The 23,484-nt window shown below is 63.3% G+C and carries 21 protein-coding genes; 14 read left to right on the top strand and 7 right to left on the bottom strand.

From position 1 onward, the window contains the following. Window positions 1–64 precede the first annotated feature (64 nt). From FCU66_RS02795 to FCU66_RS02785, 3 genes are read left to right on the top strand one after another with little or no spacing between them, the layout of a single operon-like run. On the top strand, window positions 65–1,600 hold the full coding sequence (locus tag FCU66_RS02795; protein ID WP_136619384.1) for an FGGY-family carbohydrate kinase: 1,536 nt from the start codon (window positions 65–67) through the stop codon (window positions 1,598–1,600). Continuing rightward, window positions 1,597–2,373, top strand: a complete 777-nt coding sequence (locus FCU66_RS02790; RefSeq protein ID WP_136619385.1) for a DeoR/GlpR family DNA-binding transcription regulator — start codon at window positions 1,597–1,599, stop codon at window positions 2,371–2,373. Before FCU66_RS02795 ends, FCU66_RS02790 begins: the two co-directional genes overlap by 4 nt. Then, the gene (locus FCU66_RS02785) at window positions 2,370–4,082 is read left to right on the top strand and encodes a glycerol-3-phosphate dehydrogenase/oxidase (RefSeq protein WP_136619386.1); all 1,713 of its coding nucleotides are present in this window, start codon (window positions 2,370–2,372) and stop codon (window positions 4,080–4,082) included. Before FCU66_RS02790 ends, FCU66_RS02785 begins: the two co-directional genes overlap by 4 nt. On the opposite strand, the gene FCU66_RS40975 is transcribed toward FCU66_RS02785, so the two are convergent. Continuing rightward, on the bottom strand, window positions 4,083–4,280 hold the full coding sequence (locus tag FCU66_RS40975; protein WP_136619387.1) for a hypothetical protein: 198 nt from the start codon (window positions 4,278–4,280) through the stop codon (window positions 4,083–4,085). A gap of 227 nt (window positions 4,281–4,507) precedes the next feature. On the opposite strand from FCU66_RS40975, the gene FCU66_RS02780 reads away from it, so the two are divergent. The 10 genes from FCU66_RS02780 to derI all read left to right on the top strand — a co-directional run bounded on the left by FCU66_RS02780 (window position 4,508) and on the right by derI (window position 15,293). Next, window positions 4,508–5,518, top strand: a complete 1,011-nt coding sequence (locus FCU66_RS02780; protein ID WP_136619388.1) for a sugar-binding transcriptional regulator — start codon at window positions 4,508–4,510, stop codon at window positions 5,516–5,518. Window positions 5,519–5,551: 33 nt separating this feature from the next. After that, window positions 5,552–6,208: a DUF2291 family protein gene (locus tag FCU66_RS02775; RefSeq protein WP_136619389.1), complete on the top strand. Its 657-nt coding sequence runs from the start codon at window positions 5,552–5,554 to the stop codon at window positions 6,206–6,208. Continuing rightward, entirely contained in the window at window positions 6,205–7,746 is a 1,542-nt protein-coding gene (locus FCU66_RS02770) for a sugar ABC transporter ATP-binding protein (protein ID WP_136619390.1), read from the top strand. The genes FCU66_RS02775 and FCU66_RS02770 overlap by 4 nt, the downstream gene beginning before the upstream one ends. Before the next feature lie 26 nt (window positions 7,747–7,772). After that, on the top strand, window positions 7,773–8,903 hold the full coding sequence (locus FCU66_RS02765; RefSeq protein WP_136619391.1) for an ABC transporter permease: 1,131 nt from the start codon (window positions 7,773–7,775) through the stop codon (window positions 8,901–8,903). Between the two features lie 37 nt (window positions 8,904–8,940). After that, window positions 8,941–9,882: a D-ribose ABC transporter substrate-binding protein gene (locus FCU66_RS02760; protein ID WP_013533072.1), complete on the top strand. Its 942-nt coding sequence runs from the start codon at window positions 8,941–8,943 to the stop codon at window positions 9,880–9,882. Window positions 9,883–9,984: 102 nt separating this feature from the next. Next, window positions 9,985–11,544, top strand: coding sequence for an FGGY-family carbohydrate kinase (locus tag FCU66_RS02755; RefSeq protein WP_136619392.1), 1,560 nt, complete (start codon window positions 9,985–9,987; stop codon window positions 11,542–11,544). Beyond that, window positions 11,541–13,058 carry a glycerol-3-phosphate dehydrogenase gene (locus tag FCU66_RS02750; protein ID WP_136619393.1) on the top strand — a complete coding sequence of 506 codons (1,518 nt, stop codon included), beginning with the start codon at window positions 11,541–11,543 and terminating at the stop codon, window positions 13,056–13,058. Before FCU66_RS02755 ends, FCU66_RS02750 begins: the two co-directional genes overlap by 4 nt. Next, window positions 13,058–13,996: a sugar phosphate isomerase/epimerase family protein gene (locus tag FCU66_RS02745; protein WP_136619394.1), complete on the top strand. Its 939-nt coding sequence runs from the start codon at window positions 13,058–13,060 to the stop codon at window positions 13,994–13,996. Before FCU66_RS02750 ends, FCU66_RS02745 begins: the two co-directional genes overlap by 1 nt. Window positions 13,997–14,053: 57 nt before the next feature. Further along, window positions 14,054–14,821, top strand: a complete 768-nt coding sequence (locus FCU66_RS02740) for a triose-phosphate isomerase (protein ID WP_136619395.1) — start codon at window positions 14,054–14,056, stop codon at window positions 14,819–14,821. A gap of 34 nt (window positions 14,822–14,855) precedes the next feature. Next, window positions 14,856–15,293 carry a D-erythrulose-4-phosphate isomerase gene (derI, locus tag FCU66_RS02735; protein ID WP_126068158.1) on the top strand — a complete coding sequence of 146 codons (438 nt, stop codon included), beginning with the start codon at window positions 14,856–14,858 and terminating at the stop codon, window positions 15,291–15,293. Window positions 15,294–15,328: 35 nt separating this feature from the next. Here derI and dhaL read toward each other — a convergent pair whose 3' ends face one another. The 4 genes from dhaL to oiaX all read right to left on the bottom strand — a co-directional run bounded on the left by dhaL (window position 15,329) and on the right by oiaX (window position 19,710). After that, entirely contained in the window at window positions 15,329–15,970 is a 642-nt protein-coding gene (gene dhaL, locus FCU66_RS02730) for a dihydroxyacetone kinase subunit DhaL (RefSeq protein WP_136619396.1), read from the bottom strand. 27 nt (window positions 15,971–15,997) lie between these two features. Then, window positions 15,998–17,005, bottom strand: coding sequence for a dihydroxyacetone kinase subunit DhaK (locus FCU66_RS02725; protein ID WP_136619397.1), 1,008 nt, complete (start codon window positions 17,003–17,005; stop codon window positions 15,998–16,000). A gap of 115 nt (window positions 17,006–17,120) precedes the next feature. After that, a complete protein-coding gene (locus tag FCU66_RS02720) occupies window positions 17,121–18,455 on the bottom strand; it encodes a four-carbon acid sugar kinase family protein (protein ID WP_136619398.1) in 1,335 nt (444 codons plus the stop codon). A gap of 4 nt (window positions 18,456–18,459) precedes the next feature. Continuing rightward, window positions 18,460–19,710: a 3-oxo-isoapionate-4-phosphate decarboxylase OiaX gene (gene oiaX, locus FCU66_RS02715; RefSeq protein WP_136619399.1), complete on the bottom strand. Its 1,251-nt coding sequence runs from the start codon at window positions 19,708–19,710 to the stop codon at window positions 18,460–18,462. 186 nt (window positions 19,711–19,896) lie between these two features. On the opposite strand from oiaX, the gene FCU66_RS02710 reads away from it, so the two are divergent. Further along, window positions 19,897–20,610, top strand: coding sequence for a transcriptional regulator NanR (locus tag FCU66_RS02710; RefSeq protein WP_126068163.1), 714 nt, complete (start codon window positions 19,897–19,899; stop codon window positions 20,608–20,610). 2 nt (window positions 20,611–20,612) lie between these two features. Here the strand turns inward: FCU66_RS02710 and apnL are convergent, their stop codons facing one another. Together apnL and FCU66_RS02700 are read right to left on the bottom strand one after the other, a co-directional pair. Then, window positions 20,613–22,451 (bottom strand): D-apionate lactonase, encoded by a 1,839-nt coding sequence (gene apnL / locus FCU66_RS02705; RefSeq protein ID WP_136619400.1) that lies wholly within the window; start codon window positions 22,449–22,451, stop codon window positions 20,613–20,615. Further along, on the bottom strand, window positions 22,448–23,482 hold the full coding sequence (locus tag FCU66_RS02700) for a Gfo/Idh/MocA family protein (protein WP_136619401.1): 1,035 nt from the start codon (window positions 23,480–23,482) through the stop codon (window positions 22,448–22,450). Before FCU66_RS02700 ends, apnL begins: the two co-directional genes overlap by 4 nt. Window positions 23,483–23,484: the final 2 nt, after the last annotated feature.

Raw genomic sequence — 23,484 nt, 5'->3', positions numbered from 1 at the left:
CTTGTCCCAGCCTGCAGGATTGCCTTGCAGTGCGCATCGCCAGTCGCTGAAAGAGGCGGTGACCATGCCCAGTCTGCTCGGAATCGATAACGGTCTCACGGTCACCAAGGCGGTGATCTTCGATGCCGATGGCACGCAGTTGTCGGTGGCGCGTCGACGGGTGCCGCAGTCGATGCCCCATGCGCGCTGGGTGGAGCGCGACATGGCAGGCCTCTGGCAAGCGACCGCCGACGCAATCAAGGAAGCGATCGCCCTTTGTGGCCGCCCGGCAGACGACATCAGGGCGGTGGCGGCGACCGCGCATGGCGACGGTCTCTATCTGCTCGACAAGGATCGTCGGCCGCTGGGTCCCGGGATCCTTTCGCTCGACAGCCGCGCCGGCGAGATTGTCGAACGATGGTCGGCGGATCGGGTCTTCGAAGACGCGTTGGCGCGCACCGGCCAGGCGCCGCACGTCTCGGCGCCGTCGGCGCTGCTGGCCTGGATCAGGAAGAACGAACCCGACCGCTATGGGCGCATCGGGCATATACTGGCCTGCAAAGACTGGCTGCGCTTTTGCCTGTCGGGCACGATCGGCACCGACCGTTCGGAGGCCAGCACCTCATTCACGGATTTCCGCACGCAGGCTTACGCGCCGGAAGCGATGCGCATCTTCGGATTGGACGATCTCTTCGAAGCGCTGCCGCCGATGGCGCACTCCGCCGAGATCGTCGGGCATGTCACCGCCGAGGCCGCCGAAATGACCGGCCTAGCCAAGGGAACACCGGTTGCGTGCGGACTGCATGACGTGACCGCCTCCGCGCTTGGCATGGGCGGCCACGAGGAGGGCGTGCTCGCCATCGTCGCCGGGACCTATTCCATCAACGAAGTCGTCTCTTCGGAGCCGCGCGTCGACCCGCGCTGGTTCTGCCGCAACGCCATCGACGCAGGCTGCTGGAACAACATGGCGATCTCTCCGGCCTCGACCGCGAACTACGACTGGTTCCTCGACACGTTCTGCCGTTCTGAGCAGGAGAAGGCATCGGTCGATGGTGGCTCGATCCACGAGTTTCTGGCAGCAGAAATCGACGCAGCGCTGAAGAAGCCCTCGACCATCCTGTTTCACCCCTATCTGTTTGGCTCCCCCTTTGGCGATATCGCCAGCGGCAGCTTTGTCGGCCTGCACGGCTGGCACAATCGCGGCGATATGTTGAAGGCGGTTCTGGAGGGCATTGCTTTCAATCACCGCACCCATGTCGAAGCCTTGCGCGAGGGCTTTGCTATCAGCGCAATCCGCCTGACCGGCGGCGGCTCGCGCAATCCGGCCTTCGTCCAGATGTTTGCCGATGTGCTGAACGCGCCGGTCATCGTCACCTCGACCGACGAGGCCGCGGCCTTTGGCGCTGCCCTTTGCGCGGGTGCCGCGGTCGGCATCTTCGCGACGCCGCAACAAGGCGCCAGGCAGGTCGGCATGACGGCGCGCCAATACGAGCCTGTGCCGGCCTCAAGCGCTGTGTTCAACGAGCGCTTTTCCCTCTATGGCCGCATAGCCGGTGCGCTCGAACCGCATTGGCCGGAGATCGAGAAGCTGGCGCGGCCAGACACTGGGAGAGGCGCATGATCAAGGCCGACGAACGACGCGAAGAGATCGCCGACTATGTGATCAAGCTCGGCCAGGTGCGCATCGACGATCTCGTCGAGCATTTCGGCGTATCGCGCATGACCATCCACCGGCACATCGACCGGCTGGCGCAGCAGGGCGTGCTGCGCAAGCTGCACGGTGCGGTGACGGTTCAGCCTTCCGGCCTCTATGAAAGCGCCTTCCGCTACCGGGTGACGGTCAACCGGGCCGAGAAGGATGCGCTGGCGCGGGCAGCACTCGATTATGTCGAGGCTGGCCAGGTGGTGATGCTGGACGATTCCTCGACGGCAAACGCCGTCGCCACACTGCTGCTCGACGTCAAGCCGCTGACCGTCATCTCCAACAGCGTGTCGACGGCGGCACAGCTGATCAATGTCGACGACATCGATTTCATCTGCCTCGGCGGCCAGTATCACGGTACCTACAATGCCTATATCGGCATCGTCTGCGAGAACGCCGTGGCGCAGCTGCGCGCCAATGTGCTGATCTGTTCGGCTTCGGCCATCACCGGAACCACGGCCTTCATCCAGGATCCCAATGTCGTGCGGGTCAAGCAGGCGATGATGGCCGCATCGGTCAAGCGCATCCTTCTGATCGACCATGCCAAGTTCGACAGGATTGCCCTGCATGTCTTCGACGATCTGACCAGCTTCGACGTCGTGCTGGCGACCGAAGGTCTGGGCGATGCGCGGGCGCAAGCCCTCGAGCGGGCCGGCGTGAAGCTGCGCATCGTCAAGACGAAAGCGCCATGAACCCAGCTGAGGGAACACGTACGGAAAACCCCGCCGGGCGTCTGGCCGCCATGGCCGGGACCGACGAGGTCGACGTCGTCATTCTTGGCGCCGGCATCAACGGGGCGGGCCTGTTTCGCGACCTGTGCGCGCAGGGCGTCAGCTGCCTGATCGTCGACAAGGCGGATTTCGGCTCCGGCACCAGCGCCGCGCCATCGCGGCTCATTCATGGTGGCTTGAAATATCTAGAAACCGGCGAGTTCGGGCTGGTGGCGCAGTCGACGCTCGAACGCAATTTGCTTTTGAAAAACGCGCCGCACTATGTCAGTCCGCTGCCGACCGTCATTCCGATCTTCTCCTGGAGCAAGGGCATGCTGGCGGCGCTGCGGACGCTGTTCGGCTCGACCAGCGCGCCGCGCAGCCGCGGCGCCATCCTGATCAAGGTCGGCTTGATGATCTATGATTTCTATGGCTCGCGAAACCAGGTCATGCCGCGTCACCGCATGGTCGGGCGGCGCCAGGCGCTCAGTGAGATGCCGGCGCTCAACCCTTCGATCGTCGCCACCGGCACCTATTACGACGCCAAGATAAGCCACCCCGAAAGGCTGGTGCTCGAACTGATCCTCGACGGGCTGCAGGCAAATGCGGCCTCGGCCACCGCGAACTACACCGCGCTGGTGAAGTCCGCCGATGGCGTGCTGACCTTCCAGACGGAAAACGGCGCGGCCTTTTCGGTGCGGCCGAAACTGGTGGTCAATGCCGCCGGTCCCTGGATCGATTATGTCAACGATTTGCTTGGCGCGCCATCGAAGATGATCGGCGGCACCAAGGGCTCGCACGTACTGTTGAAACACGACGAACTGGTTAAAAGCCTTGCCGGGCGCATGCTATATTTCGAGGCCGATGACGGCCGTATCTGCCTTGTCTACGACTATCTCGGCCTGGCGCTGGTCGGCTCCACCGACATCAAGGCCGACAATCCCGACGCGGTGCGCTGCGAGCCTGACGAAGTCGAATACCTGCTCGACAGCGTCCGGACGCTGCTGCCGGGAATGGCGTTCGAGCGCGACCAGATCGTCTATGCCTATAGCGGCATCCGGCCGCTGCCGGCTTCGGATGCATCGCTGCCCGGGTTGATCAGCCGCGATCACTCGGCCCCCGTCGCCGAGCCGGACCGGAACAGACCTTTCGCGGTCATCTCGCTGGTCGGCGGCAAGTGGACGACCTTTCGTGGCTTTGCCGAGGAAGTCGCCGACACCGTGCTCGGTCGTCTGCAGCGCAGCCGCAAGGTGACGACGCAAGCCATGCCGATCGGCGGCGGCAGGGATTTCCCTGCCGCGGCGGCGGCACGCTCAGACTGGCTGGCTCGCGCGCGGTCGCAAACGGGCATCGAAGAACGACGTCTTGACCAATTGCTGTCGCGCTACGGGACCAGAGCCCTGGAGATTGCCGGACACGGGCTGAATGGTGAAGGCCAGCTGCCGGACTCCGGCAGCTACAGCCGATCGGAAATTGACTACATTGTCCGCAACGAATTCGTCGAACATCTGGCCGATATCGTCATGCGCCGCAGCACCCTGGCGATATCAGGTTCGCTGACAGGCCGGGACCTGCAGGAGATTGCCGCGATTGCCGGACGGGCGCTGGGCTGGAGCGCCGGGCGCCTTGCAGGGGAAGTCGAGGCCGCAATTGTGGAACTCGAAGGCCGGAACCTGATGCGACTGGACTGATCACTCCGTCGCCGATGCTCTTTCCCAAGGCAATCCGGTCGGTTTGCCCATGGATGCGCCGCATCCACAAATCGCCCAACTCACAGATAGATTGGGATTTTTCTGCTGGCGGATATTATTTATTAAAAACAAATAGTTGATGATAAATAGGGTGGCAACCAGCAGCGCAATCCTGCCGATCTCGGCAAGAAATAACACAGATTGACGTTAAATTATCATCGAAGTATGATCACATAACATGCTTACCTCCTAGTGGATCGATGTTGCCTGCCGATACCCCGGCAGACCGGCGTTTCTAGAAGGGGCGAGGCCTGTGAATTCCCCGCAGGCGTATGCGCCAAATCCGGCGAGGGATTGACAGCGATGCAGGGATGTGAAAATTTTTGCACACAAAGATAATAATATCATCTCAGGGAGGAGATGGCTTGAAATCCGGCGGAACCGCTAACCGTGACCATGAATCCAGCCTCGCCACGCGCGCGGCCTGGCTTCACTATGCCGGGGGTCTCACACAGGCCCAGGTGGCCAAGCGGCTTGGCCTGACCAGCCTCAAGGCGCACCGGCTCATCACCAAGGCCAATCAGGAAGGTCTGGTCAGGGTCTTTATCGACGGCGACGTCGCCGAGTGTGTGGAGCTGGAGCAGCGCCTGACCGCCGCATATGGGCTCGACTATTGCGAGGTGGTTCCGGACCTGGACCAGGAAGACCTGCCGCTCAAGGGACTGGGCATCGCCGGCGCGCAGTTTCTGAAGCGCGAGATCGATCGCGGCGAGGACATGCTGATCGGCGTTGGCCATGGCCGCACCCTCGCGGCAAGCGTCGAGTATCTGACGCGGACCGCCGCCGCCCATATCCGTTTCGTCTCGCTGCTTGGCGGTGTGACGCGCAAATTCGCGGCCAACCCGCACGACGTCATGCATCGACTGGCCGAGCGGACCGGCGCGCAGGCCTATGTGATGCCGGTGCCTTTCGTCGCCAACTCCGCCGAGGACCGTGAGGTGCTGCTTGGCCAGCGCGGCATCAGCGATGTCTTCGACCTCGCAAGCCGGTCCGACCTGATGTTCGTCGGCATAGGCACCGCCGAGCGGGAAGCCTCGCTGGTCGCTACCGGCATGATCGAACATTCCGAAATCGATGAGGTCAAACGCGATGGCGGCGTCGGCGAGCTGCTCGCCCACTTCTTCGACGACAAGGGGCGCCCGGTGGAAACGGCGCTGTCGGAAAGAATTCTGGCGCTCCCGCGGGACCAGTTGAAAGGCCGCCGGATCGTCGCCGTCGCCGGCGGCAAGGTCAAAGTACGCGCCATCAAGGCGGTGCTCGAAAGCCGTTATCTGAGTGGCCTGATCACCGACGAAAGCACCGCCCGTGCCCTTGTCGAACAGAACCAATCCAATGGTGCGGAGCGCCATGTGAACGGAGGATCGTCAAATGCGTGACAACGGCAGATCTGCCTTGCTGGCGGTTGCGTCATGAGCGCGAAGGCCGCCACCGCATCGACCCGGCCGGCCTCGCCCGGCCTGCGCCGGGCACTTGCCGGCGCCGCGGTTGTCGTCTTGCTCGGCGCCATGGCGCTCGACACCAAGGTGGTCAGGATCGGCTCCGCCGGCGATGTCCGCAGTGCCGTGTTTTCCGCCGCCGACTACGGCAAGTCGGAATTTCCCAAGGTGCAGGCCGATGTCGAGGCGCGTGGCGCCGACGCGGTGACGGTGGCGACGGCGATCGCCAAGGACAGGGCGACGGCAGAAAAGGAATACGGCGTGCCTGCGGGTGTCGGACCGGTCATCTCGGTCAAGTTCAGCGGCGTCGTCGGCGAAGGAAAATCGGGCATCTACAAGGTCGCCGTCGACGGCGTGCCGGATACGTTGATGATCCGCGTGCAGACCGGGCCGGCGATCAACGGAACGGAACTGCGCGACGCCACCGGCAAGATCACCTTCGGCCAGTTCACCAACCAGATCGAATACCAGGACGCCGGTTCCGCGCTGAACAACGAGATGAAGAAGGAAGTCCTGGCCAAGATCGATACAAGCACCTTGACCGGCAAGACCATATCGGTGGTCGGCGCGTTCAAGCTGGTCAACCCGAAGAGCTGGCTCGTCACTCCCGTGAGACTGGACGTCAAATGAAACCGGCTGCCGACACCGGACCCGCGAATGGCGACGCCGTGCTTTCGGCGCGCAACATCGTCATGTCGTATGGCGGCGTCCATGCGCTCAAGGGCGTCAATTTCGACATCCATCGCGGCAAGGTCACCACGCTGTTCGGAGAGAATGGCGCCGGCAAGTCGACGCTGATGAAGATCCTGTCCGGCGTGGTCACGCCGACATCCGGCGACATCGTGCTCGACGGCAATCTCGTCAGTTTTTCCTCGTCCTCGGACGCGCGCGATCGCGGCATCTCGATCATCCATCAGGAACTCAGCCTCGCGCCGAACCTCAGCGTTCGCGACAACATCTTCATGGGCCGCGAACTGCGCACCAGGACCGGTCTCGACTTCGCCGAGGAGCAGCGCCAGGCGCGCGCCCTGATGGCCGATCTCGAAGAGGACATCGACCCGATGACTCTGGTCGAGGATCTGCGCTTGGGCCAACAGCAGATCGTCGAGATCGCGCGGGCGCTGTCGGTCGATTCCCGGATCCTGATCATGGACGAACCGACCTCGGCGCTCAGCGCGACAGAGGTGGAGGTGCTGTTCAAGGTGATCCGCGATCTGACCAGCCGCGGCGTCTCCATCGTCTACATTTCACATCACCTCGAAGAGGCGCTGCAGATCACCGACTATGCCGTTGTCCTGCGCGACGGCGCGATAACGGCGACGGCCGAAGCCAGGGATATCGATCTCGAGTGGATCGTGCGCAACATGGTCGGCGAGAACTTCGATCTCGGCTCGCCGCCGACCGGTCATGAATTCGGCGAGGTCGCGCTGTCGATCGAGGATGTCAGCGTCGTCGACGCTTCGGGTTCAGGCTATTCCGTCGTCGATCACCTGTCGCTGGACGTCCGGGCAGGCGAGATCGTCTGCATCTATGGGCTGATGGGCGCCGGGCGCACGGAATTGCTGGAAGCCGTCGCCGGACGGATGCCGATGGCAGGCGGCCGCGCGCTTCTGGAAGGCGAGGACGTCTCGGGACTGAGCATTGCCCAGCGCATCTCCAGAGGTCTTGTGCTGGTCCCCGAGGACCGCCAGCGCGACGGGCTGGTGCAGACGATGACCGTCGGCCGCAATCTCTCGCTTGCCAGCATCGAGGCGTTCGCCAGGGGGCTGTTTCTGTCCCGCTCCAGGGAGCGTGGGCTGGTCGAGGATTCGATCCGCAAGGTGACCATCAAGACTGCCGGCGGCAACGCCATGATCGGCTCGCTGTCGGGCGGCAATCAGCAGAAGGTCGTCATCGGCAAGATGCTGACCACCAACCCAAAAGTTATCCTCCTCGACGAGCCGAGCCGCGGCATCGATGTCGGTGCCAAGGCCGAGGTCTTCCGCTTGCTGAGCGAACGCGCTTCGCAGGGCCTTGCGGTCGTCTTCTCGACCTCTGAGGTCAACGAATGCCTCAGCATCGCGCACCGGATCGTCGTCATGCGGCGCGGCAGGATTTCAGCCGAATTCGACGCCAACGCCACCAAAGAGCAGATCATGGCCGCCTCCGGCGAAGCCGTGGTCGCCTGATCACCAGGAATTTCGGAGCCCAGACCATGACCGACGTCAGCCAGGCCAGCAAACAGTCCAGTCCAAGCGCAAGCGAAGGCTTCGATCTCGCCAAGCTGCTGCTCGAGGGCCGGGCGTTCTTTGCCTTGATCGTCATCATCGTCGTCTTTTCGATCCTGTCGCCCTACTACCTCTCGGTGGCGAATTTCCTGACCATGGCCTCGCATGTCGCCATCTTCGGAATTCTCGCGGTCGGCATGCTGCTCGTCATTCTCAATAGCGGCATCGATCTGTCGGTGGGGTCGACGCTGGGCTTGGCCGGCGTCGTCGCCGGCTTCCTGATGCAAGGCGTGACGCTGACCTGGCTTGGCGTCGTCCTCTATCCGCCGGTCTGGGTGGTCGCGGTGCTGGCCTGCATGCTGGGCGCTGCTGTCGGGCTGATCAACGGCGTGCTCGTCGCGCGCTTCAAGGTTCCAGCCTTCGTGGCGACGCTCGGCGTCATGTACATGGCGCGCGGCCTGGCGCTGCTGATGACCAGCGGCCTGACCTACAACAATCTCGGCGGCAAACCGGAGCTCGGAAACACCGGCTTCGATGCGCTTGGCTTCAACCGCCTGTTCGGCGTGCCGACCGGCGTGGTGGTTCTCGCGGTCATCGCGCTCATCGGCAGCATCGTCTTGAACCGCACCGCCTTCGGGCGCTGGCTTTACGCGTCGGGCGGCAATGAGCGCGCGGCCGAGCTGTCCGGCGTTCCGGTCAAGACGGTGCAGATATCCGTCTATGTGCTGTCAGGCATCTGTGCCGCCATTGCCGGCCTGATCCTGTCCTCGCAGCTGACGTCGGCTGGACCGACCGCCGGCACCACCTACGAGCTGACGGCCATCGCGGCCGTCGTCATCGGCGGCGCGGCACTGACCGGCGGGCGCGGCAACATCCGCGGAACCCTGCTCGGGGCCTTCGTCATCGGCTTCCTGTCCGACGGTCTGGTGATCATCGGTATCTCATCCTACTGGCAGACAGTGTTCACCGGCGCGGTCATCGTGCTCGCCGTGCTGCTCAATGCCGTTCAGTATCGCCGCCGTAGCAAGCTCCCAGCTTCGACGGGCGGCCAACCGACTTCTCAGCAACGGGGGAAGGCCGAAACGGCCAATCCTGCCCAAGGGAAGACTGCCAGGTGACTGGCAGCAACACCGCGTAATCATTGGAGGAATGTACATGAAAACCATGCTGAAAAGTCTGCTTGCCGCCGCGATGGTCGTCGGGTTCACGGCCGCCGCGTCGGCCGCGGGCCTGATCTCGATCATCGTCAACGATCCGGCCAACCCCTACTGGCTGACCGAGGGCAACGTTGCCAAGGCCGAGGCCGAGAAGCTCGGTTATACGGCCAATGTCGGCGCCCACAAGGGCGATACCAACACGGAAAGCAACCTGATCGACACCGCCATCACCAACAAGTCGGTGGCGATCATCCTTGACCCGGCCAATGCCGATGGTTCTGTCGGCGCGGTGAAGAAGGCGATTGCCGCCAACATCCCGGTTTTCCTCGTCAATGCCGAGATCAACCAGGAAGGCCTCGCCAAGGGGCAGCTCGTTTCCAACAACGCGCAGGGTGCTGCTCTCGGTGCCCAGCAGTGGGTGCAGGCAGTCGGTGAAAAGGGCAAATATGTCGAACTGCTCGGCGCGCCGTCGGACAACAATGCGGCCACGCGCTCGAACGGTTACGCGACTGTGCTGAGCCAGTATCCGGATCTCGAAAAGGCTGCCTCGCAGGTCGCCAATTGGGATCGTACCCAGGGCCACGACAAGATGCAGAGCATGCTGCAGGCCAATCCCGACATCATCGCCGTGATCAGCGGCAATGACGAAATGGCTCTCGGTGCGGTTGCGGCGCTGAAGGAAGCCGGCAAGCTTGCCGGTATCAAGGTCGGCGGCTTCGACGGCTCCCCTGATGCGGTTGCGGCCATCAAGTCCGGTGAACTCCAGTACACCGTGCTTCAGCCGGTCGCCATCTTCTCGGCCAAGGCCGTGCAGCAGGCGGACTCGTTCATCAAGACGGGCGCCACCGGTGCGGCGACCGAAAAGCAGCTGTTTGATTGCCTTCTCATCACCAAGGACAATGTCGACAAGTACACGGCACCCTTCGTGCTGTCGGAATGAAACCCGTACAGGGGGTGTCCTTGCGGACACTCCCTGCCTCTTCTACGAGATGACAAAGACTGGCCTCGTGAATTGCCTTCGTAACCAACCGGAATTTGCCGCATGAAAGACCTGCTGATCGGTATCGACGCGGGAACGTCGGTGATCAAATCGGTCGCTTTCGATCTGTCCGGGCGACAGCTCGCCATGACGTCGGTGCCCAACAGCTTCGTCACGCTGGAAGGTGGCGGTGCCGAGCAGGACCTCGACCAGACCTGGCGCGACATGGCGCGGACCGTTCGCGATCTCGCAGCCAAAGTCCCCGATCTCGCGCAACGAACCGCGGCGGTTGCCATCACCGGGCAGGGCGACGGAACCTGGCTGATCGATGGCGACGGCTTGCCTGTCTCGCGCGCCTGGCTATGGCTCGACGCCCGCGCCGGACATCTGGTCGACGAGATGCGCGCCGACCCTCGGGATCGCAGGCGGTTCGAGCTGACCGGCACGGGGCTTAATTCCTGCCAGCAGGGTGCCCAGCTTGCCTTCATGAAAAGAAACAATCCGGACATGCTGAAGCGGGCGGCGACCGCACTGCATTGCAAGGATTGGCTCTACTTCAAGATGACGGGCGAACGCGCCACGGATCCCTCCGAGGGAACCTTCACCTTCGGCGATTTTCGGTCGCGCACCTATTCCGACGAGGTCCTCGACAGTCTGGATCTGACGACGCATCGCCGCCTGTTGCCTCCCATGCTCGAAGGCACCACCGACCATCAACCGCTGTCTCGACCGGCGGCGGGAGAGACCGGCCTGCTCGAAGGCACGCCGGTGGTGCTGGGTTACGTGGATATGGTCATGACGGCGCTCGGAGCCGGCCTCTATGATCCAAGCGGCAATGTCGGCTGCACGGTCATCGGCTCGACCGGCATACACACGCGCTTCGCAGCCACTCCCGACGATGTCATTTTGAACGACGATGGCTCCGGCTACACGATCGCCATGCCTGTTCCGGGTGGCTATGCGCAACTGCAGTCCAACATGGCGGCCACGCTCAACATCGACTGGCTGCTTGGCCTTGCGCGCGACGTGCTCGCCACGGGTGGCGGCAAGCCTTCTCATGACGAGTTGCTGAAGGCACTCGATGTTTGGGTGGAAGCATCGGAGCCGGGATCGCTGATTTACCAGCCTTACATATCGCTGGCTGGCGAAAGAGGGCCGTTCGTCGACCCTGACGCACGCGCGGGCTTCATCGGCCTTTCGGTCAAGCACGGCTTCGGCGATCTGGCACGCGCAGTGCTCGAAGGGTTGGCCTTCGCAGCCCGTGATTGCTACCAGGCGATGGGCACCGTGCCGAGTGAGATACGCCTGTCGGGCGGCGCCGCGCGCAGCCCGTCGTTGCGTCGCATCATCGCGGCAGCGACCCGGGCGCAGGTGCGAACGAGCAGCCGCCAGGAAGCCGGCGCGGCAGGTGCCGCGATGATGGCCGCGGTTGGCCTCGGCGTCTACGGCTCCATGGAAGACTGCGCCGCCGAGTGGGTGACGCCGCTTCTCGGCGACTGCGATGCCTATGACGAGGCGCTTTCGCAAACCTACGATGCGCTCTTCCCTTCCTTCGTTGCAGCGCGTCAGGCGCTTCGGCCGGTGTGGAAGGGCATGGCGCACCGCACAGGAGCAAGATCTTGAGCAATACAACAGATGTCGTCGATCTCTTCGTGATCGGCGGCGGCGTCAATGGGGCCGGCATAGCGCGTGACGCGGCAGGGCGCGGGCTGTCCGTCATCCTGTGCGAAAAGGACGATCTCGCGCAAGGCACCAGTTCGCGCTCCGGCAAGCTGGTGCATGGCGGCCTGCGCTACCTCGAATATTATGAATTCAGGCTGGTTCGCGAAGCGTTGATCGAACGCGAGGTGCTGCTCGAGGCGGCGCCGCACATCATCTGGCCGATGCGCTTCGTTCTTCCGCACAGCCCGCAAGACAGGCCGGCATGGCTGGTCCGGCTCGGACTGTTTCTCTACGACCACCTTGGCGGTCGCAAGCGGCTGCCGGGGACACGAACGCTAAACCTGAGAACAGCGCCCGAAGGAGCGCCTCTCAAGGACGAATTCAAGCGCGGTTTCGAATACTCCGACTGCTGGGTCGACGATGCGCGCCTGGTGCTGCTCAACGCGCTGGATGCCAAGCAGCGCGGCGCAAAGGTGCTCACGCGCACTGCCTGTGTCGCGGCGCGCCGTGAAGACGGACTGTGGTCGATCGACATGCAGGACGGTCGGACGGGCGCCGTCACGAAGGTCCGCGCGCGGGCACTGATCAACGCGGCAGGGCCCTGGGTCAACGACATTGTCAGCCGCGTCGCCGGGCAGAATTCGACGCGCAATGTTCGCCTTGTGAAAGGCAGCCATATCGTCGTGCCCAAATTCTGGGAGGGACGGCAGGCCTATCTCATCCAGAACAGCGACAAGCGGGTGATCTTCGTCAACCCCTACGAAAATGATCTGGCGCTGATCGGCACGACCGACATTCCCTACGACGGCAGGCCCGAGGAAGTTGCGGCCGAGTCCAGCGAAGTCGATTATCTGATCAAGGTGGTCAATCGCTATTTCAAGCGGCAGCTGACGCCTCAGGACGTGGTCTACAGTTTCTCCGGCGTGCGTCCGCTCTATGACGACAATGCCGACAATCCAAGCGCGGTGACGCGCGACTATATTTTCGAACTCGACGCCTCCAATGGCAACGCGCCGCTGCTTTCGGTATTCGGCGGCAAGATCACCACCTTCCGCAAGCTGTCCGAACATGCGCTGGAAAAGATCCAGCCGTTCTTTCCGGCGATGAAGAAAGCCTGGACGGCCAAAATTCCCTTGCCGGGGGGCGATCTTCCCAATGCGGACTTCGAACAGTTCCTGAGCGATCTGCATGCCGAGTTTTCGTGGCTCAACCCGTCGCTGGTGAAGCACTACGCTCGAACCTATGGCACCCGCGCCAGACAATTGCTCGTCGGCTCACAAAGCGAAACCGATCTCGGCCGCCGCTTCGGGCCCGATCTGTATGAACGGGAGGCAAGGTTCCTGGTCGAGACCGAATGGGCCGGCACATCAGCCGATATACTGGAACGCCGCACCAAACATGGCCTGCATATCGATGCGGCCGAGCGGCAGGCATTCGAAGACTGGTTCGGTAACATCATGGCGACGGCAGACTGATGGCCTTCACGCTTTCCCTCAACACCAATCCACTGGTCAATCGCTTCGCCGATCCAGACGATTTGATCGACGCGATCGCCTACGGCATCGGCATCCGCGACGTGCAGCTGACGCATGAATTCGTCAACCCGGGTTGGCCGGCGGCGACGATTGCCAAATTCCTGCGCCTGTTCAACAGCGCCTTGGCGCGGACCGGTGTCAGGATCACCTCCGGTATGACCGGACCCTATGGCCGGCTCAACCATTTCGGCCACCCGGATGCCGATGTCCGGCGCTACTATGTCGACTGGTTCAAGACATTCGCCGACATTTCCGCCGAACTTGGCGCATCAGGCATGGGCACGCAGTTCGCCATCTTCACCTACAAGGACTTTGACGATCCGCAACGACGGGCGGCATTGCTCGACATCGCGCTCGAATGCTGGCGCGAGGTGGCCGAACACGCCAGGGCGGCGGGTCTGACATATCTGTTCTGGGAGCCGATGTCGGTGGGCCGCGAGTTCGGCCACACGATCGAAAGCTGCGTCACGCTACAAGGCGCCATCGATGCGGCGAAGCTGTCCATCCCGATGAAGATGATGGTGGATATCGACCATGGCGACGTGACCTCGCCCGATCCTGCCGATACCGATCCCTACGCCTGGGCGAAAGCGTTTCCACTGCAATCGCCGATCATCCACATCAAGCAGTCTTCCATGAACAAGGGCGGCCATTGGCCGTTCACGGCCGCCTACAACAAGGATGGCCGCATACTTCCGCAAAAGCTGCTGGATGCGGTTCGCCAGGGTGGCGGTACCGACAATGAAATTTGCCTTGAACTTTCCTTCAGGGAGAGGGAACCGGTGGACCATCAGGTTATCGAGATGATCCGCGAGTCGGTGGATTTCTGGGCGCCTCATATCGACAGTGGCCGCGACAGTCTCAAGCCTCGAGCCTGAGCGAATACGTCGCCCGAAAGCCGGCCTCGGCCGCAAAAGGATCGAAGGAGAAGAAGAATGGCCCCATATTGGGTCGGCACGAGCTGGAAGATGAACAAGACGCTGGCGGAGGCGTTGCAGTTCGCCGATGCGCTGGCGGCCTTCGTGCCTGACTTCGATCAGGCGATACAGCCTTTCGTCATTCCGCCCTTCACTGCCGTGCGTCAGGTCAAGGCGGCGCTGGCAAACACCCGCGTAAAAGTCGGTGCCCAGAACATGCATTGGGCCGACGCCGGCGCCTGGACCGGCGAGGTTTCGCCGGTGATGTTGAAAGAGTGTGGGCTGGATGTGATCGAACTTGGCCATAGCGAGCGCCGCGAGCATTTCGGCGAGACGGATGCGACTGTGGGGCTGAAGACGGCGGCCGCGGTCAGGCACGGTTTCGTGCCGCTGATCTGCGTCGGCGAGACGCTGGCTGAGCGTGAATCCGGCCGCGCCGAGGCGGTGTTGACGGCACAGGTTCTCGGCGCGCTGCAAGAGCTGAGCGGCGATCAACTGAAGGCGGAAATCCTCTTTGCCTACGAGCCGGTCTGGGCGATCGGCGAGAAGGGCATCCCTGCTAGCGCCGACTATGCCGACAAACAGCAGGCGCTGATCAAGCAGGTTGCCGCCGACCGGCTGCCGATTGCCCCGCCTGTGCTTTACGGCGGCAGCGTCAATCCCGGCAATGCGGCTGAGCTGATCGGCCAGCCGCATATCGACGGCCTGTTCATTGGCCGCTCGGCGTGGCAAGCGGAAGGCTATATCGACATTCTGAGAAAGGCGTCGGCCGCCATCGGGCGCTGACCGCCAAAAGCCGAAAGAAAAGGAGTTCATCATCATGAAGATCGCACTCGGAGCCGACAGCGCCGGCAAGCCGCTGCTCGATGTCATCGCCAAGCATCTCGCCACCAAGCCCGAGCTGCAGGTCGTCGACCTGAGCCAGGCCGGATTCTACGCCGATATCGCCGCCAAGGTCGGCCACGAAATTCTCGACGGCAATTATGACCGGGCCATCCTGTTTTGCGGCACCGGCATCGGCGTCAGCATATCCGCCAACAAGGTGCCGGGCATTCGCGCCGCATTGACCCACGATACCTATTCGGCAGAGCGCGCCGCCAAGTCCAACAATGCCCAGATCATCACCATGGGCGCTCGCGTCATCGGCCCGGAACTGGCGAAATCGATCGCAGACGCGTGGCTAGCCTCGGAGTTCGACCCGAACGGCCCCTCTGCCGCAAACGTGCAGGCCGTCGACAAGCTCGACGCCAAGCGCTGAAAGGCAACCGTCGAAAGATGAGGGTCCGCTGCTGATCAGTCGGTCAAGGCGATCCGCATCGCCTCGATCACGGTCACTGCGGACGCGGCGCCCGGGTCCATATGGCCAAGTGAGCGTTCGCCGAGGCGGGAGGCCCGGCCCTTGGTGGCGACCATCGTCTTGGTCGCCTCCGCGCCGGCCTTTGCCGCCTGCACCGCCGCCTCGAGACTGTTCGCCAGACCTTTGCCGGAGGCCAACGCTTCGCCCGCCGCTTGCGCGGCCGGCGCCCATGCATCGATCATGGTTTTCTCGCCTGGCTCGGCCTTGCCGCGATCCTGAATGCCCTTGGCCATGGCCTGGAACAGGGCGACCACGTCCGCGTCGTCAAGCGTCGTCTTGCCCTTGACGGCTGCCGCGCCGCGCATGAACGCGGTTGCATAGAGCGGACCCGAGGAGGCGCCGACGGCATTCAGGAACGACTTTGCCGCCGTGTTGAGCAAAGTGGTCGGATCGGTTGCCCCTGCATCCAGTGCAGCTACCGCATCGCGTGCAGCGGAAAATCCAAGCTCCATCGCAATGCCGTGGTCGGCGTCGCCGATAACCCCGTCTAGCGCGCACAGCCTGTCCCTGTCGGCTGACATGGCGGTTGCGATCGTTGCGAACATCGCAACAAGGCGGACGGTGTCGATTGTCGTCATGCTATTGTCCCTTGACGAGGAGCAGGTTTAGCCGGCGCGAAACATGGCGCAATCGCAAGGGTGGTCCAGCATCGTCTGCAACTCGCCGTCCAGCCGGTGCAGAGAGATCGAGGCCCCGGCCATTTCGAGCGAGGTGCAGTAATTGCCGACCCAGGTCGCGTGGATGGACACACCGATCTCATCGAGCCTCTGCTTCACGCGTCGGTTCATGATGTAGAGTTCCATCAGCGGCGTCGAGCCGAGCGAGTTGACGAGCACCGCGACCTTGTCGCCGCGCGTCGGTGCCATCTCGTCGAGGATACTGTCCAGCATCTCGTCAGTGATCTCGTCTGCTGTTTTCAGCTTCTCGCGCGCGATGCCGGGCTCGCCATGGATACCCATGCCGATCTCCATCTCGTCCGGCCCGATCTCGAAATTCGGCCGGCGGGTCTGTGGCAGCGAGCAAGGCGACAGCGCTACGCCCATGGTGAAAGTGTGGTCGTTTGCCTTGCGGGCGATGCGCTCGCATTCGTCGAAGGACAGCATCCGGTCGCAGGCGGCACCGGCCGCCTTGAAGATGAAGAAATTGCCGGCGACGCCGCGGCGCTTGTGCCGATCGCCAATGGGCGCGGAGGCGACATCGTCCGTGCTTAGCACGGTACGAACCTCGATGTCGTCCATGGCAGCCATCTCGGCGGCCATGTCGAAATTCATCACGTCGCCGGCATAGTTGCCGTACATGAACAGCACGCCGGCGCCGCCGCTGACTGCCTTGGCGCATTCAAGGATCGGATCTGGCGGCGGCGAGGCAAAGACATTGCCGATGGCCGCCGCGTCAGCCAACCCCTTGCCGACGAAGCCGAGAAAGCTCGGCTCATGGCCCGAGCCGCCGCCGATGACGAGGCCCACCTTGCCCTGGCGCGGTCCGTCGCGGGCGATGATGGAGCGTGGACTGCCGTCCACACTTCTGAGATGGCGGGGATGCGCGGCGAGAATGCCTTCCAGCATCTCGTCGACGGCGCGGTTGCCATCGTTGATGATCTTCTTGGTCTGCACCCGGCATCCTCCCGATTTCGGTATTTTCGCAGATAATACTGGGTGTTACCGGGATTTCCACCCGGCAAGGAGCATTTCGCGCATCGAAGTGCACCTGATCCAGCCATCGGCTGTTTCAACCGCCGAGGCCATCGCGGATGGCTGAGAAATAGCGATCGGTTCCGACCTGGCCGCCCTTGAGCGCAACCTCCAGTCCGTCGATCGCCTTGACGCGTGAATGGGCAACGCAAAGCGGCGAGCCCGGCGAAGCGGGCAGCGGCATGCGGATTGTCAGGGCATCGACACCCATCTCGCCGAGTGCGTGGCTCGACGTGTCGCCGCCGGCAATGACCACGCGCCGCAAACTCTGTTCGATCGTCAGGCTGCGAAGGATTTCTCCGAGACCGCGGCCAAGCTTGTGGCGGGCGCCTTCCTGCCGGTCGATTTCGGCGCCCCTGTCGGCAGTGGGGCCAAGCGCGGTGTAGAGGATGACGCTGCGCCCGGCTTGCAGACTGGCACGGCCGCTTGCCGTCGCACGCGTGATCGCCTGCTCCGAAGCCTGCGAAACCAGTTCGACCGGATCGACCTCGATGCCGTCGAAACCGTCCGTCAGGGCATGTCGGATCTGTCGTTCGGTGGTCGGCGAGCAACTGCCCGACACGACGGCTATCCGGTCGGCAACGCCCGGCGGCGTGAAACCTGGCCCAGCGCTGACGATGTCATTCGACGCCCATTCGGCCAGCAACGCATACTCGACCCCGGACGAGCCGACGACAAAAGAACCGCCTGGCTTGCGAATGCGCCACAGCTCCTTGCCGGCCAGAGCCTGCGTTTCCAGATTGTCGACATCGACAAGCACGATAGCGGTGCCGTCTCCGGTCAGGCGATCGAACGCCGCCGACCGCGACGCGGACTGCAGCATCACGAGGTCGACCAGCCCGGAACTCAGCGCCGTCTGCCGCGACAGATGGATCAGCAGATCGGATTCATCCATCGGCGTCGTCGGATGGCGGCTCATCACCGGGTGGCGGTCGATGCGAAAATATTGGTCGCGATAGGCGGCGAACAGATGGCCGAAGGCGGTGTAGCGCTTGAGCTGCGGCGCGCCGACCAGCAGCGGCACGCTGTCCTGCGCGAACACCGAGCGGCCGATCTCGATGGCTCGGCCGATGCTGCCGATCGTCGGGCTGGAATCGAAGGTCGAGCAGACCTTGTAGTGGCAGATCGCGGCGTTCAGCGTCTTCAGCCAGGCGAAGGCCTCGCGCAGATGCGTGTCCATCCACTGCGGCGTCTCGCTGCGGCTGGAGCCGGCCAGCCCGATCGCCTGGCAATGCGCGAATCGCGACAGCAGGGCTGCATCCGGCTGGCGCATGAACAGCACGGTCGGCACGCCGCCGAGCTCGAGCGCCTCCATGACATCGGTCGAGCCGGTCAGATCGTCGCCATAATAGCTGAGAAGCAGGTCTTGCATGGCTTCAGGCTGCCTTGCCGTCGCCGAATTTTTCGATCGACCGCGCCAGTTCGGGATGGTTTTCGGCGAAGTCCGCCAGCGGAATGCCGTCGACCGCCGCTTGCCAGGCTTGCTGCACGGCGCGCACGCCGGCTCCAGGCCCGTCCGGATGGCTGACGATGCCGCCGCCGCAGAGATAGAGAAGATCGACCGTCCGTCCGGTCCGCGCATATGTCTCGGGCGCCTGACCGCCCCACTGGCCGGAGCCGGCAACCGGCAAGGCGCAGTCCTCAGGCGAGAAGATCGGCGTCGTCACCGCCTTGAAGGATTCGACGAAAGAGTCATCCGGCTCCCAGTATTTTGAGGCGATGCCGTTGATCTGGAATTGGTCGACGCCAAGCAGCCGCCAGAACTGCTGCCAGACCTTGAAGTCCATGCCAAGGCCCGGGTGGCGGGTGAGGATGTCCCAGCCGTTGCGGTGAGCATGCAGCACTAGGCTGGAGCGCTTTCTCAGGAACGCCATGCCGCCGAGCCCGATCGAATTGATGTTGATAACAGCGCAATTGCCGCCGGCCTTCGCCACCATATCGTGGTTGCGCATCATCTCGTCCGGATCGGCATGCGAGATACCGAAGGCATACATCACCTTCTTGCCGGTCTTCTGCTCGTGGTCGAGGATCAGCGGCATGATCGCCTTCACCCGTTCGGCCAGCGGCGAGTAGGCCGGGCTCATCAGCTTCTCGTCGTCCTTGATGAAATCGACGCCGGCGGCGATCAGTTCCGCTACCATTGCCGCCGTCTCATGTGGCCTCAAGCCCAGCGCCGGCTTGACGATCGTGCCGATGATCGGGCGGTCCGTCACACCGGTCAGCCGGCGGCTGCCGGCGACACCGAACTGTGGGCCGCGATGCGCGCCACGAAAATCCTCCGGCAGCTTCATGTCGACGACGCGAATGCCTGTGAGGCCCTTGATCGAATAGGTGCCGCCGATGGCGATCGTCATCAATGCCGAAAGGTCGGTGCCGATGGCATCGAACGGAAAGCCGATATCGACGTCCGCACGTCTGAATGGCCCGTTGCCGTCATCGGGAAGCGACGGCCGCTCAGCGTCGGGCAGAGGCCGGATCGCCAGCACGCGCGCCGCCACCCGGGCCTTCAGCTCCTCGGTCTCGCCGGGCAGCGCGACGAAGGTGCCGGTCGACTGATCGCTGGCGATCTTGGCCGCCAGGGCTTCGATGCTTCCAGGCGTTTCGATGCGATAGGTGAGGGTGATCATGGTCTGCTATCTCAGGCCGAATGCATTCGAAAAAAGTTCCCCGATCCTCGAAATCTGGTATAATGAGTACATAAGTATTGCAAGCGATATCCTGCTCGCCGGACACTGGCCGGTTGACGGACAATCATTCCGGGAATCGCGGCAGCAATGCTAAATAGGGGCCGGTCAAAGGAGTGATTCGCGACGATGAACCGTTCGGAGCCGATTGTCCGGCGCAAGCTTTCCGACGAAGTGTTTCTGAGGCTGAAGCGGCTGATCACCAGCGGCGAATTGATGCCGGGCGACGACATGCCGTCGGAGCGCGAACTGATGGAGCGCTTCGAGGTCGGCCGACCGGCGATCCGAGAGGCGATGCAGGCGCTGAGCAATATGGGGCTGGTCGCGATCTCGCATGGCGAGCGCGCCAAGGTGCTGCAGCTGACCGCCAAGTCGATCATCAAGCAGGTCGATGGCGCCGCCAAGATCATCCTGTCGTCATCGAAGGACACGCTGGAGCACCTGAAGACCGCGCGCATCTTCTTCGAACGCGGCATGGTCAGGGAAGCCGCCGAAAAGGCAACCGCCGAGGACGTGCAGCGGCTGCGGGCGACCGTTGCCGAACAGCGGGGCTTCCGTGGCGACTCCGAAGCCTTCATATCCGCCGACATGAAATTCCATACCCAGATCGCCGCGATTTCCGGCAACCCGATCTATGTCGCCGTCAGCGAGGCGATGCTGGGCTGGCTGAAGGAATACCACACCGAAATGCTGATCTGGACCGGCAAGGAACAGTTCACGCTGACCGAGCATGAAGAGATCATCGGCCGCATCGAGAAGATGGATGCGGACGGCGCCGAAAAGGCGATGATCAAGCACCTCGAGCGCTCGCGCGCGCTCTATGTGATGAACTCCGAAAAGTAATTTCAGCCGAGCCGGGTGATCGCATAAGGCGTCATCACGAGATGGCCTTGGCCAAAAGCTGAAATGTCGACCGGCACGTCGACCGCCGTCAGGTTCGCCAGCCATGCGATTGTCTTGCCCGAGGCCGAGCGCCCGGCCAGCGCCAGCACCTTGGTCTCGTCGCTTGTCCTCGCCGCCACATGCGCAAGGCCGGCCAGTTCGCAAAGTCCTTTGACCGCCCTGAAGAGCGGCCGGGGTGATCCTTCCGCGACGGGTTCTCCGGATGACGCCAGCACGCCGAACGGTCCTGTGAAGCTGGAGAGCGTGAGCTGTTCCAGTCCGGCCGGTGCGACACGCGCGGCATAGCCGATCGTCCATACCGCCGCGAACAGGCCGGCATGGCGCGGATCCCGATCGGCCATGGCGATGCGCTGTCTGCCGGGATTGGGTTTGGTCGCGCCGCCATAGGGGTTCTGGCGCATGGCAATCGTCGACGGACCGATCCGGTAGGGTTTTGCCCCGAAGATCGCCCGTGCCGATTGGGTGATGAAAGGCAGCGCCTCCAGTGATTGCATGAGGCTGAGATCGTCGGCGGTGTGCACGATCGGGCAGGTGCAATGGGTGACGAAATCGAGCTGGTCTGCGGGCACGCGCTTGCGGTTGAGTTCGGTGAAATAGCTGAACATGCCGCCGCCGAGGCGGATATCGGGAAAGGCGCGCCGCGCCGCCGCATAGACCTCTTCGAGCGGCGGGCAGGGCGGCCACGCGCTGCCCGGCGGCGTCGACTGCCGGTCGACCGAAGGCGACACCGCAATGGCCGAGAGTTTCAGCCCGGCCTCGCGCACGAGGCCGGAGACGTCTGACAGCTCGGCGTCAAGATCGCCTGTGCCGGCAACGACGCATTCGAGGGTCGTCTCAACTGCGCAGGCAGTTGCGAGTCGGGCGAAAGTGCGCAAGGCGTCGAGCCCGTGGCCGCGCGTCGGATCGTAGTGAAACAGCAGCTGTTGTGGGCCGAGAGTCGACAGCGTGGAGAGGTTCGCCAGCGCCGTCTCGATATCCTCGGGATAGATGACCACACCGACATCGGGCAGCCTTGGTCCGGCCTCGCCGAGTTCAACGCGGACCGGTTCGCCGGCCACGGCGGTAGCCGGCGCTTTGCCTTCACCTGTGATGCGCAGGCTGATCGTCTGGCGCAGGGACTGGCCGGCAGGCAGCACGTACGGCCATGGCAGCGCCAGCGGCCGCACATAGGTCTTGTAGGAGGCGTCCGACCAGTTGCGCTGGTCCTCCATCTCGAATGTATCGCCTTCCATCCGGCATTCTGCTGTGACACCAGGCCGAACCTGATGGATGATGGCGCGGATATCCTTGAAAGGCTGCCAGGGGTCGATCAGTTCGGGAAGCTTTGTCGCCACCACGTTGCCGTCTGTATGCTCGACCGTGACCGGGCTGCCGGCGAGGTCGGCGATCGGGTGCAGGATGCAGAAGCCGCAGCGATTGGTTTCGAAATTGCTTTCGGGAAGGGCGCTGACGTCGAAGACCAGACGGCCATCGGCGGAACCTTTGATGGTGGCGCGGAAGCCGAGCCGGCTTCCGTCGGGAGCCACACAGCTTGCCGAATAGCTGACCGAAAAAGCGTCGGCGTCCTGGTCGATGATCAGGTCCGTCAACGTTGGCTCGTAAGTGCCCCAGTCGCGGTCGCGGACGATATAGGCGATGGCGCGCAGTACTTCGGTGCCGCCATGGCGAATGGTGCGCAGATTGCCATTGACGAAGTCCGCGCTGAGCGCGCCTGCGCTGAGCCTGACCGGCTCGGTCTCGACCGCACGCGTGCCGTAGAGCAGGAGGGCGTCGGCGGTCATTTCAGCAAGGCGTCGAGTTGCACCGGTTGCCGGCTCGCGGCACCGGCATAGGCGGCCTCGACCAGCGCGAACGTTTTGAGATTGTCGGCGCCCGAAGTCGCCGGTTCGATCCCCTTTGCCAGGCAGTCGACCCAGTGCTGCTGGATGGCGACGACGCTTTCCTGGATGTTGTGCCAGGGCCGCGACGCCCACGGCAGCAGCGGCGGCGAAACGTCGGTGACGGCCGTGCCGCTCTTGCCGGTGACGGTGAGCCGGTATCCCTGCGCCAGCCGGATCGTGCCGTCGCTGCCGTCGATCTCGATCAGCGTCTCGGGAAACGGCTCGGTGGCAAGCTTCGTCGCATAGCTGCAATCGACCACAGACGTTGCACCGCTGTTGTGATCCATCAGCATCGTCGCGACGTCCTCGCCTGCGATGCCAGGGTTGATGCGCGTTGTTCGCGTGGTGATGACAGACACGTCGCCGAGCAGGAAACGGGCGATGTCGAGGATATGGATGCCGAGATCCTCGATGATGAAGCGCTTTCCCGTCGCCAGATAGGGCTGGCCGGAAAACACGTCATAGGCGGAGCGGAAGGAGATGCGCCCGAAGAAAGGCGTGCCGATCTTGCCGCTGTCGAGCACGGCGCGCACCGCCTGGATCGGCGACTGCCAGCGAAAATTCTCATGCACCATCAGCGGCACGCCGGCTTCCACGCATGCCCTGACCATCGCCTTTGCGTCGGCAAGCGTCGGCGCGAACGGCTTTTGGCAGATCACCGGAACGCGATGGGCGGCCGCCATTTCGACAAGCGGACGATGGCTGGGCGCGGTGGTGGCGATATCGACGAAGTCGAGGCTTTCGCCGGCAAAAAGTTCCGCCGCATCGGTATAGCGCTTCGCAATGCCGAACTGGTCGCCGACGATCTTGAGCCGCTCCGGATCACGGTCGCAGATGGCGACGATAGAGGCGCCTGCTATGTCGCGCCAGGCATGCATCTGGTTGACGGCAAAGAAGCCGCAGCCGATCAGTGCTCCTCGCAGCTCCGCCATGA

Origin of the sequence: Mesorhizobium norvegicum (genome assembly GCF_004919685.1) — a bacterium.
GTDB classification, from domain to species: domain Bacteria; phylum Pseudomonadota; class Alphaproteobacteria; order Rhizobiales; family Rhizobiaceae; genus Mesorhizobium; species Mesorhizobium norvegicum.
The sequence above is the reverse complement of the archived record's forward strand: the minus strand, read 5'-3'. Positions and strand labels throughout refer to the sequence as shown.

Coding starts and splice junctions, on each gene's coding strand:
- FCU66_RS02760 (WP_013533072.1), top strand. CDS start 8,941: ATGAAAACCATGCTGAAAAGTCTGCTTGCCGCCGCGATGGTCGTCGGG.
- FCU66_RS02785 (WP_136619386.1), top strand. CDS start 2,370: ATGAACCCAGCTGAGGGAACACGTACGGAAAACCCCGCCGGGCGTCTG.
- FCU66_RS02770 (WP_136619390.1), top strand. CDS start 6,205: ATGAAACCGGCTGCCGACACCGGACCCGCGAATGGCGACGCCGTGCTT.
- dhaL (WP_136619396.1), bottom strand. CDS start 15,970: ATGACGACAATCGACACCGTCCGCCTTGTTGCGATGTTCGCAACGATC.
- FCU66_RS02795 (WP_136619384.1), top strand. CDS start 65: ATGCCCAGTCTGCTCGGAATCGATAACGGTCTCACGGTCACCAAGGCG.
- FCU66_RS02700 (WP_136619401.1), bottom strand. CDS start 23,482: ATGGCGGAGCTGCGAGGAGCACTGATCGGCTGCGGCTTCTTTGCCGTC.
- FCU66_RS02755 (WP_136619392.1), top strand. CDS start 9,985: ATGAAAGACCTGCTGATCGGTATCGACGCGGGAACGTCGGTGATCAAA.
- FCU66_RS02740 (WP_136619395.1), top strand. CDS start 14,054: ATGGCCCCATATTGGGTCGGCACGAGCTGGAAGATGAACAAGACGCTG.
- oiaX (WP_136619399.1), bottom strand. CDS start 19,710: ATGATCACCCTCACCTATCGCATCGAAACGCCTGGAAGCATCGAAGCC.
- apnL (WP_136619400.1), bottom strand. CDS start 22,451: ATGACCGCCGACGCCCTCCTGCTCTACGGCACGCGTGCGGTCGAGACC.
- FCU66_RS02745 (WP_136619394.1), top strand. CDS start 13,058: ATGGCCTTCACGCTTTCCCTCAACACCAATCCACTGGTCAATCGCTTC.
- derI (WP_126068158.1), top strand. CDS start 14,856: ATGAAGATCGCACTCGGAGCCGACAGCGCCGGCAAGCCGCTGCTCGAT.
- FCU66_RS02710 (WP_126068163.1), top strand. CDS start 19,897: ATGAACCGTTCGGAGCCGATTGTCCGGCGCAAGCTTTCCGACGAAGTG.
- FCU66_RS02775 (WP_136619389.1), top strand. CDS start 5,552: ATGAGCGCGAAGGCCGCCACCGCATCGACCCGGCCGGCCTCGCCCGGC.
- FCU66_RS02765 (WP_136619391.1), top strand. CDS start 7,773: ATGACCGACGTCAGCCAGGCCAGCAAACAGTCCAGTCCAAGCGCAAGC.
- FCU66_RS02790 (WP_136619385.1), top strand. CDS start 1,597: ATGATCAAGGCCGACGAACGACGCGAAGAGATCGCCGACTATGTGATC.
- FCU66_RS02720 (WP_136619398.1), bottom strand. CDS start 18,455: ATGCAAGACCTGCTTCTCAGCTATTATGGCGACGATCTGACCGGCTCG.